Raw genomic sequence first — 16,746 nt, forward strand, 5'->3', positions numbered from 1 at the left:
ATCACGGCAAGGACCGGTTCGCCGGTCAAGCCGCTATCACGCGAGGGTCGCTCGATGCGGAGTGGCCCAAGGGACGAAGCCTGGCACGCATGAGCCGGGCGGGAGCAAGGAAACGCGGTGCTGGCATTCCGGCCGCCGACCGAGGTCCCACGTTCTCGCGATGCGGCAGGGGATGCGCCCCGGCACTGGTGGCATAGGCCCAAAACCCCGGCCGGCCGGCGAGGCGTGAGCCTCATTCATTCGCGGACTACCGCTACGGGGCAAATGCCTCGCCGGTCCCGCTTCGTCTTCCTCGATCACGGGGAAGAGTTCTTTGAAACTTCCGAAGCCCACGGGCTGTCGGATGCATCAGCTTGCGTCCCGCAATGGACAATCTCCCCTACCCTTGCTAGGCAAACCGCGCTTTCAAACGCCCGGTTATCCCCATGCCCGAACTCCTCGTCGAACTGTTCTCGGAAGAAATCCCTGCGCGCATGCAGCGCAAGGCCGCCGAGGACCTGAAGAAGGCCGTCACCAACGCGCTGGTCGACGCGGGCCTGGTCTATGAGGGCGCCAAGGCATTCGTGACGCCGCGGCGTCTCGCCTTGACCGTAACCGGCTTGCCGGCCCGCTCCCCCGATACGCGCGAAGAGCGCAAGGGCCCGCGCGTTGGCTCACCGCAGCAGGCGATCGATGGCTTCCTCAAGGCGGCCGGGCTCGGTTCCATCGCTGAGGCGAAGATCGAGTCCGATCCCAAGAAGGGCGAGTTCTACGTCGCGCATATCGACAAGAAGGGCGCCGACGCCAGCGATATCCTCGCGACGCTCCTGCCTAAGGTGATCACCGGCTTCGACTGGCCGAAATCCATGCAGTGGGGCAATGGCGGGCTTACCTGGGTGCGGCCGCTGCGCGCCATCACCGCGACCTTCGGCGCCGAGAACGAAGAGCCGGTGGTTATTTCGTTCAAGTCGAACACCGTCGTCGCCGGCCAGACCACCTACGGCCATCGCTTCCTCGCCCCGCAGGCGATCCGCGTGCGCCGCTTCGACGACTACGTGCAGGCGCTGGAGAAGGCCAAGGTCGTGCTCGACATCGACCGGCGCAAGGAAATCATCCGCGCCGATGCCGACAACCTCGCCTTCGCGCAGGGACTCACCGTCATCCACGACGAGGGCCTGCTCGAGGAAGTCGCCGGCCTCGTCGAATGGCCCGTGGTGATGATGGGGTCGTTCGACCCGGCCTTCCTGGAAGTGCCGGAAGAAGCGATCATCGCCACCATCCGCGCCAACCAGAAATGCTTCTGCCTGCGCGACGGCTCCGGCAAACTGGCGCCGTTCTTCATCATCACCTCCAACCAGGTGGCCGAAGACGGCGGCAAGACCATCGTTGCGGGCAATGAGCGCGTCATCCGCGCCCGCCTGTCGGACGCCCGCTTCTTCTACAACCAGGACCTGGCGCTGCCGCTCGAGCATGGCCTGCCCAAGCTCGAACAGCGCATCTTCCACGCCAAGCTCGGCACCGAGTTCCAGCGCGTCGAGCGGCTGGTGAAGCTGAGCGCCGAGATCGCCCCGCAGGTCGGCGCCAATGCCGAACAGGCCAAGCGTGGCGCGATGCTGGCCAAGGCCGACCTCACCACCGAAATGGTCGGCGAGTTCCCCGAGTTGCAGGGCACCATGGGCCGCTACTACGCGCTGGCCCAGGGCGAGCCCTCGGCCATCGCCAATGCCGTGGCCGACCACTACAAGCCACTCGGTCCCACCGATCTGGTGCCCGCTGAGCCGGTGGCCATTGCCGTGGCGCTGGCCGACAAGCTCGACCTGCTGACCGGCTTCTGGTCGATCGACGAAAAGCCCACCGGCTCGCGCGACCCGTTCGCGCTGCGCCGCGCGGCGCTTGGGGTGATCCGCATCGTCACCGACAACAAGCTTACGTTCCCGCTCCAGGTGGAGCCGGATCTTCTCAGCTTCTTCCACGACCGCCTCAAGGTAACGCTGCGTGACGCCGGCGCCCGCCACGACCTGGTCGACGCCGTGATCGGCAAGGACAGCAACGACATCCTCGAGATCACCCGCCGCGTCGAGGCGCTGGGCCAGCTTCTCGGGTCGGACGACGGGGTGAACCTCCTCGCCGGCTATCGCCGCGCCGCCAACATCCTCTCGATCGAGGAAAAGAAGGACAAGCGCAGCTATGACCAGCCAGTGGCCGAAGAGCAGCTGAAGCTCGACGAGGAAATCGCGCTCGCCGACGCCATCATGAAGGCCGATGCCGCCGTCGCGGCCAAGGTCGCCGCCAACGACTATCAGGGCGCCATCACGGCGCTCGCGACCCTGCGCCAGCCGGTCGACAAGTTCTTCGAAGCCGTACTGGTCAACGATCCCGATCCCGCCGTCCGCGCCAACCGCCTGAGCCTCCTCACCAAGCTGCGCGACACGATGCGGCTGGTGGCGGACTTCTCGAAGGTCGCGGGCTAGGTCTCTGCCCGCGCCAACTCCATGAACGCCCGCACGTTCACCGTCAGGAATCGCTGCGCCGGATAGACGAAGAACACGTTCGCCGGCTCGGTGCTGAAGGCGGGCAGGACGCGGACGAGCGGCCGTTCCGGCGCGACGGCGCCGAAATCCGGAAGCAGCCCGATCCCCGCGCCGCGCAGCACGAAAGTGCGGATGGTCTGCATGTCGTCGGCGCGGATGCGCGTGTTGGTGGGCAGCGAGAATTGCTCGCTCCCGGAGATCAGCTTGAAGCTCTCGGGCATGCGCGAGAACGTGATGATCTGGTGGTCGGCCAGGTCCGCGACCGTGGTGGGTGTGCCGCACCGATCGAGATAGTCCGGGCTCGCCCACAGGCCAAGGATGCCTGAGGCAAATTTGCGGCTGAGCATCGTCGAGTCCCGCATCGGACCAGCACGGATCGCGAGATCGACGCCTTCGCCGATCAGGTCCACCTGCCGGTTGGTGACCACGAGGTCGAGATCGACCTTGGGGTATTTGGCGAGAAACAGCTCGCAAAGCGGTGGCAGTGCCGTGCTGGCGATATCAGAGGCTGCGGTGATGCGAAGCAAGCCGGATGGCTCGCTGCCGGCCGCGGCCAGCTGGCTCTCTCCCGCTTCGAGCGCATCGAGCGCCTGAATGCAGTGGGCGAAATATGCCTCGCCGGCCTCGGTGACATGCATCCGGCGAGTCGAGCGCTGGATCAGCGTCACGCCGAGCCGCTCCTCGAGCCTCGCGATGCGGGCCGAAACCGTGGTGGTCGGCATGCCGAGCAGGCGCGCGGCGGCAGCGAAAGTGCCGGCCTGAACGACCCGAACGAACACGTCGATGCCTTCGAGGACCATCGGAGGATTATGCATGATCCTGCACGATGTTTCCATCACTATCCAGATTGTGGGATGACGGCCATTCAATCACTTTCCGCCCAACACGGGCAGCATCGGGCTGCCCCGTCTGTGGGATCTGATAAATGAACTTCCTGACCTCAATGGACTTCTGGCTCTGGGCGGCCGCCATCGTCGCCGGTGCCTTTTACCTGCTTGCCGGCCTGATGAAGGCGACGCGGCCAATTCCGCAACTCGCCGGAATGATGCGCTGGCCCGGCGACGTGCAGCCAAGCTTCGTGCGCTTCATCGGCGGCGTCGACACGGCCGCCGGCCTCGGCCTCATCCTGCCGCTCGCGACCGGCATCCTGCCGTTCCTCACCCCGCTGGCCGCCCTCGGTTCCGTCGTGCTGCAGTTCCTCGCTATCGGCTTTCACGGCCGGCGTGGCGAAACCCGGATGACGCTCGGCATGAACCTCATCCTGCTGCTGCTCTCGGCCTTCGTGTTGTGGGGACGCCGCGGCCTGCTCGGCATCTGACAAACTTATCCTCGCCTGTTTGTTCTTGTTCTGTTCTCATGCAACTGCTATTCTTAACGGAACGTTACCCGGGTGGCGAGTCGTCGCCCGGACCGTTGGAGATGTCTCATGGCCATGCGCGTCGCCCCGTCATTCGAACAATTGGAAAAGCTGAGCGGCACCCGCGACGCCGACCTGATCGCGCGCAAGTTCGTCGATCCGGCGCTCAATCGCGGACGCGGCGCGCAGACCAACAAGGGCAGCCGCTTCGACAAGCAGAGCCGCGAGGACTTCGACGACGGATGGGGGCAGGTCGAGGATTTGAAGCCGTTCGAAACCATCGAGCATGTCGAGCGCGCCCGGTCGATCATCACCCGCAACGAAAGCCCCGACATCGGCTTCGATCGCTCGATCAACGCCTATCGCGGCTGCGAGCACGGTTGCTCGTATTGCTTCGCGCGGCCGACGCACGCCTATCTCGGCCATTCGGCTGGGCTGGAGTTCGAGCGAGACATCTATGTGAAGGCCAACGCCGTCGACCTGCTGCGGCGCGAACTCGCCGACAAGCGCTACAAGCCCAAGCCCATCGCCATGGGCACCAATACCGACCCGTACCAGCCGGCCGAGCGGAAGCACAAGTTGACCCGCGGCATCCTCGAACTGCTGCTCGAGACCAAGCACCCGGTGACCATCACCACCAAGTCGGCGCTGGTTTGCCGCGACCTCGATATCCTGAAGCCGCTCGCCGAACAGAATTTGGTGCGCGTGGCTTTGTCGATCACCAGCATGGACCACATCCTTTCCCGCAAGATGGAGCCCCGCGCGTCCACTCCCGAGAAGCGCCTCGAGGCCGTTCGGCTGCTGTCGGAAGCCGGCATCCCGACGATCGTCATGGCCGCCCCGATGATCCCGGCAATCAACGACATGGAGCTCGAGCGCATCCTCGACGCCGGCGCGGCGCAGGGTGCTGTCGGCGCCAACGCCATCCTCCTGCGGCTGCCGGGCGAGGTGCGCGACATCTTCCGCGAATGGCTGCTGCGGCATTTCCCGGATCGCGTCAGCCACGTGATGGGCCTCGTGCGCGACACCCGCGGCGGCAAGGACAACGACCCCAACTTCGGTACCCGCTTCATCGGCGAGGGGCCGTACGCCACCTTGCTTCGGCAGCGGGTCGACTTAGCGAAAGCCCGCTACGGCCTCGACAAGCCGTCGCCGGCGCTGCGCACCGACCTGTTTGCGCCGCCGACGGTGGATGACGGGCAGATGAGCCTGTTCTGAAACGCGTACGATACTCGCCCCATATCCGCCTCGCGTCGGTGGTAGCTGCGGGTGATGCAGAAGAGCGAGCCAACGGGGCAGGCAACTGATGTGATGGCGGTACCGCTTGCGTCGCCAGCCCAACTGGCGATGCTTGAGGACATGCCGTCCGATTCGCCCGCTGTCGTCAGTAAACCCACGCTTAAGTTCGAGCGCGCCGCCATCCGGCGCGGCGCGAAGTTCGTCTGCGGCGTCGACGAGGTTGGTCGCGGTCCGCTGGCCGGGCCGGTGGTGGTATCGGCGGTGATCCTCAATCATCGCCGGGTGCCGGAAGGCCTCAACGACTCCAAGGTTCTGACCGCGGCCGAGCGCGAAGTTCTGTACGAAAAGATCATGGCGTCGGCGATCGTCTCGATCGCCGTGGCGCCGCCGACGATCATCGCGCAGCTCAATATCCTGCAGGCATCGCTATGGGCGATGCGGAAGGCCGTGCTGGGCCTGCAGGTGAAGGCCGACCACATCCTCGTCGATGGCAACAAGCTGCCCAAGGATCTGCCCTGCCCCGGCGAAGCCATCGTCGGCGGTGACGGCCGCTCGGTGTCGATCGCGGCGGCGTCGATCATCGCCAAGGTGACACGCGACCGGATGTGCCTGATCATGGACTACGAAGAGCCGCAGTTCGGCTTTTCAAGCCACAAGGGCTACGCTGCACCGCAGCATCTCGAGGCGCTGACCACGCATGGCCCGGGCCGCCACCACCGCATGGATTTCGCGCCGTGCATCCAGGCGCAGCGGATGAAGACAATAGCCGCCTGAGGCCAGATCACAGCATCCTCCCGCCGGCGTCATCCCCGCGAGGCGGGGACCAGTGGGATATCTCAGCCTCCACTTGCGTCGCCGCACCGCACTAGGTCCCCGCCTTCGCGGAAATGACGGCGGTGGGTAAGTCGCACGCCAACCACGTATTCGCATCTTAACCTCTCGCTAACCGCGAAGCTTAAATCCCCTTTAACCCTAACGCCTTACAACCGATCCCGTTAGTACTGCGTCAGGGTTCGAGTTATGTTGCGTACCGCGCGTATGGCGGCTTCCGCCAATGCGGAGGGGAGCCAGCTCCCCATCGACACCATCCTTGTGGGCGATTGCATCAAGCACATGAATGCCTTGCCGGCCGGCTCGGTTGACCTCGTATTCGCAGACCCGCCTTACAACCTGCAGTTGGACCAGGGCCTCACCCGGCCGGACCAGTCGCGCGTCGATGGCGTCGATGACGCCTGGGACAAGTTCGACAGCTTTGCCCATTACGACATCTTCACCCGCGCCTGGCTGAAGGCCGCGCGGCGCATCCTGAAGCCGGATGGCGCCATCTGGGTGATCGGCTCGTACCACAACATTTTCCGCGTCGGCGCGGCGCTGCAGGACCTCGACTACTGGCTGCTCAACGACGTGATCTGGCGGAAGGCTAACCCGATGCCGAACTTCCGCGGCACCCGGTTCACCAATGCGCACGAGACGCTGATCTGGGCGGCGAAGGATCGCGAAAGCCGTGTCACCTTCAACTACGAGCAGATGAAGCAGGCCAATGACGATGTGCAGATGCGCTCGGACTGGCTGTTCCCGATCTGCACGGGCGCCGAGCGCCTGAAGGACGAGGACGACGAGAAGCTGCATCCGACGCAGAAGCCGGAAGCCCTGCTCTATCGCGTCATCAGCGCGACGACCAAGCCGGGCGACGTGGTGCTCGACCCGTTCTTCGGCACCGGCACCACCGGCGCCGTGGCCAAGAAACTCGGCCGCCACTTCATCGGTATCGAGCGCGAGGACACTTACATCGCCGGCGCGCTGAAGCGCATCGCATCCATCCGCCCGCTCAACGCCGCGACCATCGAGACCGCAGTGCCGAAGCGCTCCGCCCCGCGCGTTGCGTTCGGCTCACTGGTCGAAATGGGCCTGATCGAGCCGGGCACCGAGCTCTACGACGATCGCCAGCGCTACAGCGCCCTGGTGCGGGCCGATGGCTCGCTGGTTTCAGGCGACCACATGGGCTCGATCCACCGCGTCGGCGCGCTCGTGCAAGGCGCCGAGGCCTGCAACGGCTGGACTTTCTGGCATGCCCGACAGGGCAGCCGTCTCGCCCCCATCGATGACCTGCGCACCCAGGTGCGCGCTCAGATGGAACGACTTTCGGCCTGAATCTGACCTCCAATTCAACTCAGGCTGCGCTCGCCGCCGGCATCCACTCAGGTGCCGGCGGCTTTCATTTTTCGGTCCACTCCAAGCCGGCCGCCGCCAGCACCTTGCGGAACACACTCGGCAGTGCCTCCGCGTCGAGTTCGCGCGGATCGGCCCACCAGCCGGCCTTGAGTTCGGCCGGGTCCGGCACCACCGCCGACCACACGTCGAGCTCGAGCCGGAAGTGGGTGAACACGTGGATGACCTGCCCGTGATAGCGCCAGTCCGATTTCACCGGATGCGCGACCTCCCGCTTGTCCGGGGTCCAGTCGGATACCGGCGTCTCGGTCATCTGGGCCAATAGGCCCTTCTCGGCGCGGGTCTGCAGGTAAACATCGCCATCCGCATCGCGCATGACGAAGGCGTGGCCGTAGCGGGTCGGGCGGTCGGCCTTCTCCGGTTTGACCGGATAGAGCAACGGATCGAGTTTTGCGCCGCGGCAACCCGACTCTAGCGGGCAGAGCATGCAGGTGGCGTTGCGCGGCGCGCAGATGGTGGCGCCCAGATCCATCAGCGCCTGCGCGAAATCCCCGGCACGCTCGGGCACCACAGCCTGCACCGTGCCGCGCACCAGATCCTTGGCATCGCGCACCGGCACATCCAGCGCCAGGTAGCGCGCTACCACCCGGTCGACATTGCCGTCCACCACCGCGACCCGCTCGTCGCCGGTGATCGCCGCAATCGCCGCTGCGGTGTAGGGCCCGATCCCCGGCAGCGTCAGCAGTTCCTCCGACGTCGTCGGAAACCGGCCGCCGAACCGCTCCACGACCGCCCTGGCGCAGGCATGAAGGTTTCGTGCCCGGGCGTAATAGCCGAGGCCCGCCCATTCGACGAGCACCGCCTCGAGTGGCGAGGCCGCCAAGTCAGCAACCGTCGGCCACAAATGCAGGAACCGCGCATAGTATCGCCCCACCGCCGCGACGGTGGTCTGCTGCAGCATGATCTCGCTGAGCCAAACGCGATACGGATCGGCGGCGACACCACGTACCCTGTCGCCCGGGCTCACCCGCCATGGTAGGGTGCGCGCATGCTGGTCGTACCAGGCAAGCACGGCCGACGCATCGAGCGGCATGGGGTTTTGCGGGGCTAAGGCCTTTGACATGATAGCGGCCACAGATGGCCCGCCGGAGCGTGTGGCGCAAGCGGCGACGGGAAGTTGTTACCAGTGGCGGACAAACCGAAATCGAAGCCCAAGGACGACGCACCGCCCAAGCGGCTCAACCGCGCCGTCGGCGTGGCGGAAGCGCTGGGTGGCGTGCTCGATCCGGCGCTGAAGAAGCGCGGCTTTGCAAGCCGCGACATCCTCACGCACTGGTCGACCATCGCGCCGGCGCCCTACGACAAGGTCACCCGGCCGGACAAGCTCAACTGGCCGCGCGGCGAAAAGGGCGCCGAGGGCGCGACGCTCTATCTCCGCTGCCACCCAAGCCACGCACTGGCGCTGGCGCATGAGGGTCAGCGGGTGGCGGCATCGATCAACCGGTATTTTGGCTACTTCCTCGTTGGCCAGGTGCGGCTCAGCGCCGAGCCGTTCGCCATCGAGGATGCGATACCCGAAACTACCCCTGCCCTGCCTGAAGTCACCCGCGCCCGCATCGGCCGCACCGTCGAGCGGGTGAGCGATCCGGACATGCGCGATGCCCTGCGACAACTCGGCCAGGCGATCGCCCGCAAAAAGGCCCGATAGCTCTCGGAATGTTCATCGCCGGTTGAACTTGCCCGGCCTAGTGTGCCCCGATATTAGGGCGAGCAACGAAAAAACGGAGTGAAACTCGTGGCCAACCGTCGCAACATTCTCATCGGGTCCGGCGCAGCTGTCGTCGCCGCAGCGGCGGGGACCAGCGCGTCCTTCCTGTTCGGCGCCACCGGCGCAATGGCGCAGCAGTTCGACGCAGCCAAGCTGATGGCCCCCGCTGGCGGCATCGCCGATCACCCGCTCGGGCCCGCCGACGCCAAGGTGACGCTGATCGAGTACCTGTCGCCCACCTGCCCGCATTGCGCCGCGTTCGCCAACACGGTCTATCCGCAGCTCAAGACCGAGTATATCGACACCAACAAGATCCAGTTCATCCCGCGCCCGTTCATGCGCAACGTGCTGGATGCAGTCGTGTTCATGCTCGCCGAGGCCGCCGGCCCCGAGAAGTATCACGAGGTCGTCGACACTTTCTTCCGGACCCAGGATCAGTGGGCGGCGTCGCAGACCCCCAATGACGCGATCTTCGCAATTGCCCAGCAGCTCGGTTTTACCAAGGAAAGCTACGACGCTGCCTTGACGAATCAGGACCTGTTCAAAGGACTGGAAGCGATGCGGGATCAGGCGCTCGACGAGTTCAAGCTCCAGGGTACGCCGACGTTCTACATCAACGGCAAGATGATCACTGGGGAAAGCTCGCTTGAGGCTCTCAAGGCCGAAATCGATCCGCTGCTCGGTTAAGAAGCGGCCCCTACGGGGCGCGCGATGAAATTCACGCGCCTCAAGCTGCACGGCTTCAAATCCTTCTGCGATCAGACCGAGCTCTATCTGGAGCCCGGTCTTTCCGGCGTTGTCGGGCCGAACGGCTGCGGCAAATCCAATCTCGTCGAGGCGCTGCGCTGGGTGATGGGCGAAAGCTCGTACAAGGCGATGCGCGCGTCGGGCATGGACGACGTGATCTTTTCGGGCTCGGGCAGCCGGCCGGGGCGTAACACCGCCGAAGTCACCCTCGTCCTCGACAATTCCGACCGCACCGCCCCGGCGCCACTCAACAACGCCGATGTGCTGGAAGTCACCCGCCGGATCGAGCGCGAGGAAGGCTCTGTCTATCGCGTCAACGGCAAGGAAGTGCGGGCGCGTGATGTCCAATTGCTGTTCGCCGATGCCTCTACCGGTGCGCATTCCCCTGCCTTGGTCCGCCAGGGTCAGATCGGCGAGCTGATCGCCGCCAAGCCGCAGCAGCGCCGGGCGCTGCTCGAAGAAGCGGCAGGCATCTCCGGCCTCCATTCGCGCCGGCATGAGGCGGAGCTCCGGCTGCGAGCTGCCGAGCAAAACCTCGAACGCGTCGACGACGTCATCGCCCAGGTCGAGCAGCAGCTCGAGACGTTGAAGCGGCAAGCGCGCCTCGCCATCCGCTACCGCGCGCTGTCCGGCGATATCCGCAAGGCCGAGGCGACGCTGTTCCACATCCGCTGGATCGCCGCACGCTTCAACGAGAAGGATGCCGAGGCCGCGCAGGCAAAGCTGGTGCGCGATCTCGCCGAGGCGCAGCACGTCGAGCTCGAAGCGCAGAAGGTGGTGTTCCTCGCCGACAAGGCGCTGGGGCCGCTGCGTGACAGCGAAGCCGCTGCCGGCGCCGTGCTGCAGCGCCTCACTATTCTCGCCGAACAGCTCGACAGCGAAGCCCGCCGCGCCGAGGCCCGCCTCAACGAGCTGGGTGAGCGGCTGAAGCAGATCGAGCAGGATGCGGTGCGCGAGCGTGCGTTGGTCGGCGAAAGCGACGAGGCGCTGAAGGCCGCAAGCGAGGAACGCACGCGCCTCGAAGCCGAAGCGGCCGGCGAACAGCAGGCACTGGAAGCGGCACGCGCCGCAACCGAGGCCGCGCAGGCCGAGGTCGCCAAGGCCGAAGCCGAGGCGCGCGCCGCCGCCGATGCGCTGGCGCAGCTGCGGGCCCGTCGCGGCGCGGCCGAGCGCAGCGTCGCCGAGGCCCGCTCGCGGGTGACGCGGCTCGAAACGCAGATTTCTGATGTGGTGCGCGAAGCCGAGCAGCTGGCGCGGACGCTCGGCGCCGACGCGACGCTCAATGCCCGCCGCGAGACGCTCGAGACCGCGCAGAACAATGCCAAGGCCGCTGAAACGGCCGCCGTCGCTGCCGAGTCCGCTGCCACCGGAGCGCAAACCGCTGCCGATGCGCTGCGTCCGGAACTGCAGCAGATCGAAGCGGCGCTGAACCGGCTCGAGGCCGAGGCGCAGACGCTCAGCCGCATCCTCAACCACAGCGGCGCCAGCAAGTGGCCTGCGGTGGTCGACCAGCTCAAGGTCGCCCCGGGCTACGAAACCGCCCTCGGCGCTGCGCTCGGCGATGATCTAGATGCCTCGACCGATGCCGGCGCACCGCTGCACTGGGCCGGTGCTACCTCCGGCAGCGACCCCGCTTTGCCTGCTGGCGCCACGCCGCTGTCGCAGTTCGTCTCCGGCAGCCCGCTGCTGAAGCGCCGGCTTGACCAGATCGGGCTCGTCGATGCTGCCGATGCGGCGCGGCTGATGACCCAGCTGCGGCCTGGCCAGCGGCTCACCACCAAGGCCGGCGGGCTCTGGCGCTGGGATGGCTTCGTTGCCGCCGCCGATGCGCCGACCGCGGCCGCCGAGCGGCTAGCGCAGCGCAACCGGCTCGCCGAACTCGAGGCCGAGGTCGAGGAGGCGCGGGCCCGTCGCAACAGCCGCCGCGCCGATGCCGCCGCGCTCACCGAAGCGCTGAACGCCGCCCGCACCGACGAGCGGCAGAAGCGCGAGGCGTGGCGCAACGCCCAGCGCGAGATTTCTGTCGCCCAGGCCGAGGTCGACAAGGCGCAGCGCGCCATCAGCGATCTCGCCGCCCGGCAGGTGGCGCTCGAGGAAACCCGCACCCGGCTCGACGCCAGCCTCGCCGAGGCCGTCGCCGCGGTGACCGAAGCGGAGCGCCTGCTGGTCGAGGCCGGCGACGAAACCGAAGCCGCAACGCTCGCGACCTCGCGCCAGTCCCTGCTCTCCGGCCTCCGCGAGAAGGCCGATCAGGCACGCCTCAAGCTCGGTGGCTTCGAGGCTGCGGCGCGGATGCGCAGCTCCCGCCTCACCCAGATCGCGGCTGACGTCACCGCCTGGTCCCGCCGCCGCGAAGGCGCCGCGGGTCAGCTCGCGACCCTCGATTCCCGCACCGCCGAAGTCCGCGAGCAGATCGTCGCGCTGCAGGCCTCGCCCGAGAGCCTTGCCGAGCGCCGCCGCCAGCTCGATAGCGAAATCGCCGTGGCCCGCGAGTCGCACAAGGCGGCGACCGACGCGCTCAGCGTCGGCGACAACCGGTACCGCGATGCCGACAAGGCGCAGCGGCTGGCGCATGACGCGCTCTCCGGCTTCCGAGCCGAACTGGCGCGGGTCGAGGAGCGCATCAAGGGCCTCATCGCGCAGCGCCACCAGATTGAGCGGCAGGTGCACGAGACGCTCAACATCGAGGCGTCGCAGACGGCGCAGCTCGCCGGCATCAAGCCCGAGCATGCGCTGCCCGCCGAGACGCAGGTCGAATCGCAGGTTGACCGGCTGAAGGCCGAGCGCGAGCGGCTTGGCGGGGTGAACCTCGGCGCCGAGAAGGAATCGGAAGAGGTCCGCGAAAAGCTCGACCTGATGGTCACAGACCGCGACGACCTGATCGCCGCGATCGCGAAACTCCGCGGCGGCATCCAGAGCCTCAATCGCGAGGGCCGGCAGCGCCTCAACGAAGCCTTCGAGAAGGTCAACGCCCACTTCCAGGAGCTGTTCACCTCGCTGTTCGGCGGCGGCACAGCCGAGCTGCAGTTCGTCGAGAGCGACGATCCGCTGGAAGCCGGGCTTGAGATCCTCGCCCGCCCGCCGGGCAAGAAGCCCTCGACCATGACGCTGCTATCGGGTGGCGAGCAGGCGCTCACCGCCATGTCGCTGATCTTTGCGGTGTTCCTCACCAATCCGGCGCCGATCTGCGTGCTCGACGAGGTCGATGCACCGCTCGACGACGCCAATGTCGAACGCTTCTGCAACCTGCTCGACATGATGACAGAGCGGACGGAAACGCGTTTCCTGGTGATCACCCACAATCCGATTACCATGGCCCGCGTAGACCGCCTGTTCGGCGTCACCATGGCCGAGCGCGGCGTCAGCCAGCTGGTCTCGGTCGACCTCAAAAGCGCCGAAGCGGTGGTACGGGTCGCGAGCTGATGCCCCACCATCGCCGCAATAGTGGCGGCCAGAGTCGCGATGACTCAATGTCACACCTGTGCAGGCCGAGCGAAACGCGTGTTATTTCAAGTACTTAGATCGCAGTTCACAGCCTTGACACTGCTGGGGGGCGCCACTATGTTGCCCGCGACTTCGAGGGGCTCCACTTCCATTTTCGGCCCGGAGGCGCAGGGGATAGCGGGATGGCTCAGTCACGCAATACCAAGCGCCCCCCGAGTGGTGAAAAACCGGGGCCTTTGACTTCTGACCTGGCGGCGCGGATCAAGCGTGCGCAGGGCGACAAGGATGTGCCGGGAGACGCGGAAATGACCGCGGCGAACCGGGACATGACCGGATTGAGCCGTGGCTTGCGGCTCGGGTCTGAATTTATCGCGGCCATCCTGGTCGGCGCGGGTATCGGATACCTGCTCGATCTGTGGCTGAAGACCAGTCCCTGGCTGATGCTGGTGATGTTGCTGGTCGGCTTTGCGGCGGGCGTGCTCAACGTGGTGCGCTCCGCAGCAGAAATGAACCGGGCGGCCCCGCCGCCCACGGCCGCGATGCGCGTGCCGGACGACGAAGAAGACGAGTGAAGGCTCCAAGCCTAAAGGGAACAGCAGTTGGCCGATCCGAATAAAGTCGACCCGATCCACCAGTTCCAGATCACCGATATCGTCTCCTTTGGCGGGGGCGGCGTTTCCTTCACCAACTCAGCCCTGTTCATGGCGCTGACGGTTGGCGTGATCGGCCTTTATCTCCTGCTCTCGACGCAGAAGCGCAGCCTGGTTCCGAACCGGGTGCAGCTGGTTTCCGAGATGCTCTACGAGTTCGTCGCCAAGATGGTGTCGGACTCGGCTGGCAAAGCCGGCATGAAGTTCTTCCCGTTCGTGTTCTCGCTGTTCATGTTCGTGCTCGTCGCCAACATGTTCGGCATGATTCCGTTCTTCTTCACCTTCACCAGCCACATCATCATCACCTTCGCCCTGGCGCTGCTGGTGTTCGTGGTCGTGATCTTCTACGGCGTCTACAAGAACGGCCTGAAGTTCTTCAAACTGTTCGTGCCGTCGGGCGTGCCGGGCTACGTCTTGCCCATCGTGGTGCCGATCGAGGTCGTTTCGTTCCTCTCGCGCCCGATTTCGCTCAGCGTTCGTCTCTTCGCCAACATCCTCGCCGGCCACATCACCCTCAAGGTGTTCGCGGGCTTCATCGTGACGCTGGGTAGCCTGGGCTTCCTCGGCTGGCTCGGTGCGGTGCTGCCGCTGGTGATGACCGTGGCGATCACGGCGCTCGAATTCCTCGTGGCGGCCCTGCAGGCCTACGTCTTTGCAGTGCTGACCTCGATGTACATCAACGATGCGATCCATCCGTCGCATTGATCTAGGCCGATTCACAGTGAGGCGACGGCAAGCGTCGCCAATCGGTCGCAAAATGGAGCAGACTACAAATGGAAGCTGAAGCAGCAAAGTTTATCGGCGCGGGTATTGCGGCCGTGGGTATGGCCGGCGCCGCCATCGGCGTGGGCAACATTTTCGGTAGCTTCCTGTCGGGCGCACTGCGCAACCCGGCAGCGGCTCAGGGCCAGTTCGGTAACCTGATTTTCGGTTTCGCCGTGACCGAAGCTCTGGGCATTTTCTCGTTCCTGATCGCGCTCCTGCTGCTGTTCGCAGTCTGATTTCGCGACGGGCTGCGGTAGCGCAGACCGAGTAAGGGCTCCGGGTTTCGATCCGGGGCTTTAACGGCCGCAAAAGGGTTTCGAGATGGCGGGTTCAGCCCAAAACATCATTGTCGTGGCGCAGGCCGAAGGTGGCGACGTCCTCCAGGAGGGCCAAGTTGTCGCTCCTGCCGACGAGCATGCCACAGAGGGCGAGCACGCGGCGACGGATGCTACGCATGCCGGTACCGAAGCGCATTCGGAGGTGTTTCCGCCCTTCGATCCCGCGAGCTTCGGCAGCCAGTTGCTGTGGCTGGCGATCACCTTCGCGGCGCTCTACCTCTTGATGAGCCGCGTGGCCCTGCCGCGCATCGGCTCCATCCTCGAGACGCGCCGCACCCGCATCGAGGGCGACCTCAAGGAAGCCGAACGGCTCCGCCAGGAGACCGAGAAGGCCGCCGCCGCCTATGAGGCAGCGCTGGCCGAGGCCCGCAAGAACGCCCACGGCATTGCCGAGGAAACCCGCGCCGGGATCAAGGCCGACATCGACGGCCGCCGTGCCGACGTCGAGGCCGGGCTCTCCAAGCGCGTTGCCGAAGCGGAGACCCGCATCCAGGCCGACAAGGACGCGGCGCTCGCCAATGTTGGCAGCATCGCAGCCGAGACGGCTCAGGCGCTGGTCGCCAAGATCTCGGGTACTGTCACTGCGGCTGAAGCCCGCGCCGCGGTTGCCGCGGTCACCAAGGAGTAAGGCACCATGTGGAGCTTCGGGTTCGACGCCACCACCGGCGCCACCATCTGGGCGACCGTCGCCCTCGTGATCTTCATCGGCATCGTCGTCTATTTCGGCGTGCCCAAGATGATCACCGGGATGCTCGATGAGCGCATCAAGAAGATCGAGACCGACCTCGCCGAAGCCGAGGCGCTGCGCGCCGAAGCCAAGGCCCTGCTCGAGGACTACGCGCGCCGCCGCGAAGAAGCCGAGAAGGAAGCCGAGGACATCGTCACCGCTGCTCGCGAAGACGCGTTCCGGCTGACCGCCGAGGCCAAGGCCTCGCTGGAAGCCATGGTTGCCCGCCGCGAGAAGGCCGTTGCCGACAAGATCGCCCAGGCGGAAGCCCAGGCCGTCGCAGAAGTCCGCGCCCGCTCTGCCGACCTCGCCGTCGAAGCCGCCCGCGTGCTGCTGGAGAAGCAGGTTGCCGCCAAGGGCGACGTGCTGGTCGACCAGGCCATCAAGGACGTAGCGGCCCGGCTGAACTAAGGTTCGTTGCAGCGCTGAAGTTTGAAATGCCCGCATCATGCGGGCATTTTCTTTGTTGGGTATCCGCATGCTCGATGTCATCCCGGCGTAAGCAGGGATCCACTACGTCGGCTGTCCAACCTTGCTGTGATGGACCGGCGCGGCCCGTGCCAACCCGGCCGTCCGCGCAGTGGGTCCCGGCTTTCGCCGGGATGACGGCCGGTGGGGTGGAGTGACTGAGGCACACTGATGCGCCCGACAGCCCGTGGGCTTCGGAGGTTTCAAAGAGCCGTTCCCGGTAGGGAACGAAGCGGGACCGGCGAGGCGTTTGCCCCGTAGCGGTAGTCCGCAGATGAATGAGGCTCACGCCTCGCCGGCCGGCCGGGGTTTTTGGCCTATGCCACCAGGGCCGGGGCGCATCCCCTGCCGCATCGCGAGAACGTGGGACCTCAGTCGGCGGCCGGAATGCCAGCACCGCGTTTCCTTGCTCCCRCCCGGCTCATGCGTGCCAGGCTTCGTCCCTTGGGCCACTCCGCATCGAGCGACCCTCGCGTGATAGCGGCTTGACCGGCGAACCGGTCCTTGCCGTGATGGTTTCCGCCTGAACTGCAGCGACCCGCAGCCCACCCGGTCTCCCCCGCA

General features: G+C 66.1%; 15 protein-coding genes. 13 read left to right on the forward strand and 2 right to left on the reverse strand.

Annotation, left to right across the window (positions count from 1 at the left end):
- Positions 1–425: 425 nt before the first annotated feature.
- Entirely contained in the window at positions 426–2,450 is a 2,025-nt protein-coding gene (glyS, locus tag AC1DV8_RS22705) for a glycine--tRNA ligase subunit beta (protein ID WP_477159023.1), read from the forward strand.
- Here the strand turns inward: glyS and AC1DV8_RS22710 are convergent.
- Complete coding sequence (locus AC1DV8_RS22710; protein WP_477159024.1) at positions 2,447–3,325, reverse strand: LysR family transcriptional regulator; 879 nt, start codon at positions 3,323–3,325, stop codon at positions 2,447–2,449. The genes glyS and AC1DV8_RS22710 overlap by 4 nt on opposite strands.
- 110 nt (positions 3,326–3,435) lie before the next feature.
- Here AC1DV8_RS22710 and AC1DV8_RS22715 point away from each other — a divergent pair, with 110 nt between their 5' ends.
- The 4 genes from AC1DV8_RS22715 (at position 3,436) to AC1DV8_RS22730 (ending at position 7,257) form a co-directional block, all read left to right on the forward strand.
- Positions 3,436–3,828, forward strand: coding sequence for a DoxX family protein (locus tag AC1DV8_RS22715; RefSeq protein ID WP_477159025.1), 393 nt, complete (start codon positions 3,436–3,438; stop codon positions 3,826–3,828).
- Between the two features lie 108 nt (positions 3,829–3,936).
- Entirely contained in the window at positions 3,937–5,085 is a 1,149-nt protein-coding gene (locus AC1DV8_RS22720) for a PA0069 family radical SAM protein (RefSeq protein ID WP_477159026.1), read from the forward strand.
- Positions 5,086–5,178: 93 nt separating this feature from the next.
- On the forward strand, positions 5,179–5,880 hold the full coding sequence (locus AC1DV8_RS22725) for a ribonuclease HII (RefSeq protein WP_477159027.1): 702 nt from the start codon (positions 5,179–5,181) through the stop codon (positions 5,878–5,880).
- A 246-nt stretch (positions 5,881–6,126) separates the two neighbouring features.
- Complete coding sequence (locus AC1DV8_RS22730) at positions 6,127–7,257, forward strand: DNA methyltransferase (RefSeq protein ID WP_477152315.1); 1,131 nt, start codon at positions 6,127–6,129, stop codon at positions 7,255–7,257.
- A 64-nt stretch (positions 7,258–7,321) separates the two neighbouring features.
- On the opposite strand, the gene AC1DV8_RS22735 is transcribed toward AC1DV8_RS22730, so the two are convergent.
- Positions 7,322–8,368, reverse strand: coding sequence for an A/G-specific adenine glycosylase (locus AC1DV8_RS22735; protein ID WP_477159028.1), 1,047 nt, complete (start codon positions 8,366–8,368; stop codon positions 7,322–7,324).
- A gap of 93 nt (positions 8,369–8,461) precedes the next feature.
- Between AC1DV8_RS22735 and AC1DV8_RS22740 the strand changes: the two genes are divergently transcribed.
- From AC1DV8_RS22740 to AC1DV8_RS22775, 8 genes are all read left to right on the forward strand, one after another.
- Entirely contained in the window at positions 8,462–8,983 is a 522-nt protein-coding gene (locus AC1DV8_RS22740) for a DUF721 domain-containing protein (protein ID WP_477159029.1), read from the forward strand.
- Between the two features lie 87 nt (positions 8,984–9,070).
- On the forward strand, positions 9,071–9,730 hold the full coding sequence (locus AC1DV8_RS22745) for a DsbA family protein (protein ID WP_477152318.1): 660 nt from the start codon (positions 9,071–9,073) through the stop codon (positions 9,728–9,730).
- A 24-nt stretch (positions 9,731–9,754) separates the two neighbouring features.
- Positions 9,755–13,213 (forward strand): chromosome segregation SMC family protein, encoded by a 3,459-nt coding sequence (locus tag AC1DV8_RS22750; RefSeq protein ID WP_477159030.1) that lies wholly within the window; start codon positions 9,755–9,757, stop codon positions 13,211–13,213.
- A gap of 203 nt (positions 13,214–13,416) precedes the next feature.
- Positions 13,417–13,806 carry an AtpZ/AtpI family protein gene (locus AC1DV8_RS22755; RefSeq protein ID WP_477152320.1) on the forward strand — a complete coding sequence of 130 codons (390 nt, stop codon included), beginning with the start codon at positions 13,417–13,419 and terminating at the stop codon, positions 13,804–13,806.
- Between the two features lie 27 nt (positions 13,807–13,833).
- Positions 13,834–14,589, forward strand: coding sequence for a F0F1 ATP synthase subunit A (locus tag AC1DV8_RS22760; protein WP_477152321.1), 756 nt, complete (start codon positions 13,834–13,836; stop codon positions 14,587–14,589).
- A gap of 68 nt (positions 14,590–14,657) precedes the next feature.
- On the forward strand, positions 14,658–14,885 hold the full coding sequence (locus AC1DV8_RS22765; RefSeq protein WP_055885023.1) for a F0F1 ATP synthase subunit C: 228 nt from the start codon (positions 14,658–14,660) through the stop codon (positions 14,883–14,885).
- A gap of 85 nt (positions 14,886–14,970) precedes the next feature.
- A complete protein-coding gene (locus tag AC1DV8_RS22770) occupies positions 14,971–15,615 on the forward strand; it encodes a F0F1 ATP synthase subunit B (RefSeq protein WP_477152322.1) in 645 nt (214 codons plus the stop codon).
- Positions 15,616–15,621: 6 nt separating this feature from the next.
- A complete protein-coding gene (locus AC1DV8_RS22775; protein WP_477152323.1) occupies positions 15,622–16,125 on the forward strand; it encodes a F0F1 ATP synthase subunit B family protein in 504 nt (167 codons plus the stop codon).
- The last annotated feature ends 621 nt before the right edge of the window (positions 16,126–16,746 follow it).

The sequence above is a fragment of the Devosia sp. P3_B2 genome, from assembly GCF_056402875.1.

Coding starts and splice junctions, on each gene's coding strand:
- glyS (WP_477159023.1), top strand. CDS start 426: ATGCCCGAACTCCTCGTCGAACTGTTCTCGGAAGAAATCCCTGCGCGC.
- AC1DV8_RS22710 (WP_477159024.1), bottom strand. CDS start 3,325: ATGCATAATCCTCCGATGGTCCTCGAAGGCATCGACGTGTTCGTTCGG.
- AC1DV8_RS22715 (WP_477159025.1), top strand. CDS start 3,436: ATGAACTTCCTGACCTCAATGGACTTCTGGCTCTGGGCGGCCGCCATC.
- AC1DV8_RS22720 (WP_477159026.1), top strand. CDS start 3,937: ATGGCCATGCGCGTCGCCCCGTCATTCGAACAATTGGAAAAGCTGAGC.
- AC1DV8_RS22725 (WP_477159027.1), top strand. CDS start 5,179: ATGGCGGTACCGCTTGCGTCGCCAGCCCAACTGGCGATGCTTGAGGAC.
- AC1DV8_RS22730 (WP_477152315.1), top strand. CDS start 6,127: ATGTTGCGTACCGCGCGTATGGCGGCTTCCGCCAATGCGGAGGGGAGC.
- AC1DV8_RS22735 (WP_477159028.1), bottom strand. CDS start 8,368: ATGCCGCTCGATGCGTCGGCCGTGCTTGCCTGGTACGACCAGCATGCG.
- AC1DV8_RS22750 (WP_477159030.1), top strand. CDS start 9,755: ATGAAATTCACGCGCCTCAAGCTGCACGGCTTCAAATCCTTCTGCGAT.
- AC1DV8_RS22755 (WP_477152320.1), top strand. CDS start 13,417: ATGGCTCAGTCACGCAATACCAAGCGCCCCCCGAGTGGTGAAAAACCG.
- AC1DV8_RS22765 (WP_055885023.1), top strand. CDS start 14,658: ATGGAAGCTGAAGCAGCAAAGTTTATCGGCGCGGGTATTGCGGCCGTG.
- AC1DV8_RS22770 (WP_477152322.1), top strand. CDS start 14,971: ATGGCGGGTTCAGCCCAAAACATCATTGTCGTGGCGCAGGCCGAAGGT.
- AC1DV8_RS22775 (WP_477152323.1), top strand. CDS start 15,622: ATGTGGAGCTTCGGGTTCGACGCCACCACCGGCGCCACCATCTGGGCG.